Source organism: Candidatus Glomeribacter gigasporarum BEG34 (assembly GCF_000227585.1).
Classification (GTDB): domain Bacteria; phylum Pseudomonadota; class Gammaproteobacteria; order Burkholderiales; family Burkholderiaceae; genus Glomeribacter; species Glomeribacter gigasporarum_B.
In genome coordinates this window covers 1-1,478 of record NZ_CAFB01000004.1, presented here as the reverse complement: position 1 = coordinate 1,478, position 1,478 = coordinate 1, and the positions used below count along the sequence as shown (strand labels likewise).

Here is a 1,478-nt window from a genome sequence, read left to right as displayed (position 1 = left end):
GCATCCAGCGTTCGGCCTACGATGCCGCGGATGTCGTAGGCTTTAAAAATGGAGGAGGAAATCATGCTTCAGCTTTTCTTCGAGCGCATCTCAAACGCTGCCACGCCGTCCACAACTCCAGCCGAAACAGCGGCCGCATAAGCGGTGATAAAATGTTTTCATCTGCCAAAATTCGTCTTTTTCTATTTTAGAGAGGTTTTGCATGAGTGCCGCAATCACCTCCTGCGGCGCTGCCCCGGTGATTTTGACCGGAGACCGGCCAACCGGTCCGTTGCATCTCGGTCATTTCGTCGGCAGTTTGCGCAACCGCGTGAGATACCAGGACACATGCCGGCAATACATCATGATTGCCGACGCTCAGGCGCTCACCGACAACATGGACGATACCCGCAAAGTGAACCTTAATGTCATTGAAATGGCGCTTGATTATCTGGCCGTCGGCATCGATCCCAAGAAGTCTACGATATTTATCCAGTCGCAGGTGCCGGAACTCGCCGAGCTGGCTTTTTATTATCTGAATCTGGTCAGCGTTGCGCGTTTGGAGCGCAATCCAACTGTCAAGGAAGAAATCCGCCAGCGCGGCTTTGAGCGCGATATCCCGGCGGGATTTTTGACTTATCCAGCCAGCCAGGCCGCAGATATCACCGCATTCAAAGCCAGCTTGGTGCCGGTCGGGGAAGACCAGATTCCGATGATCGAGCAAAGTAATGAAATTGTGCGCCGGTTTAACCGGATCACAGGACGGGACATTCTGGTCGAAGCGAAAGCGCTGGTGCCTGAAATGGGCCGTTTGCCGGGCATTGACGGCAAAGCGAAGATGAGCAAGTCGCTGAGGAATATGATTCATCTGCATGCAAGTCCGGATGAGATTCGCGCTGCCGTGAAGCAAATCTATACCGATCCTTTACATTTGCGGATCGAAGACCCTGGACATCTGGAAGGCAATGTCGCGTTTATTTATTTAGACGCTTTTGACCCTGATGTCGCTGGATTGGCCGAATTGAAGGCTCAATATGTACGCGGCGGACTGGCGGATTCCATCGTCAAAGCCCGTTTGGAGGCTTGTCTGCAGGAGGCGCTGGCGCCAATCCGGACGCGCCGCCAGCAATTCGAGAAGGCGCGCGGCGATGTGCTCCAGTTGCTGCAGGAAGGGACTGCCCAGGCGCGAGAAACGGCCGCCCAAACGATTGCAGAAGTGAAGGCGGCGCTTGGGTTAAGGTATTTTTGAGCTTTCCGGAATAAACAGGACAATCCATGCAGATCAAACAGGCGCGCCGCCGCGCAAGAGCATTTGCGCTGCAAGCGGTGTATCAATGGCTGCTTGCAGGCGGGGAAGCGGCTGAAATCAGCCGGTGCATGCAGAATGCCCCTGGCTTTGGCAAAGCGGACGGAGCGCACTTTAATGCCCTGCTCTCTGGCATTCTCCAGAATGGCCAATCCCTGGACAGGCAAATCGCGCCAAATCTGGATCGGGCCAT

At 54.7% G+C, this 1,478-nt stretch carries 3 protein-coding genes; all 3 read left to right on the top strand.

Features of this window, described 5'->3' with window-relative positions; all coding sequences use genetic code 11:
* Positions 1-191: hypothetical protein (locus CAGGBEG34_RS11255; RefSeq protein ID WP_203224804.1), on the top strand; the 191-nt coding region annotated here is incomplete at its 5' end.
* Between the two features lie 11 nt (positions 192-202).
* Positions 203-1,228 (top strand): tryptophan--tRNA ligase, encoded by a 1,026-nt coding sequence (gene trpS, locus CAGGBEG34_RS00035; protein WP_006681919.1) that lies wholly within the window; start codon positions 203-205, stop codon positions 1,226-1,228.
* Positions 1,229-1,254: 26 nt separating this feature from the next.
* Positions 1,255-1,478, top strand: a 224-nt coding sequence (locus tag CAGGBEG34_RS00030) for a transcription antitermination factor NusB (RefSeq protein WP_338140315.1), incomplete at its 3' end; no start/stop codon positions are given.

Excerpts from the sequence above, each read along its gene's own strand:
- trpS (WP_006681919.1), top strand. The coding sequence starts at position 203 with ATGAGTGCCGCAATCACCTCCTGCGGCGCTGCCCCGGTGATTTTGACC.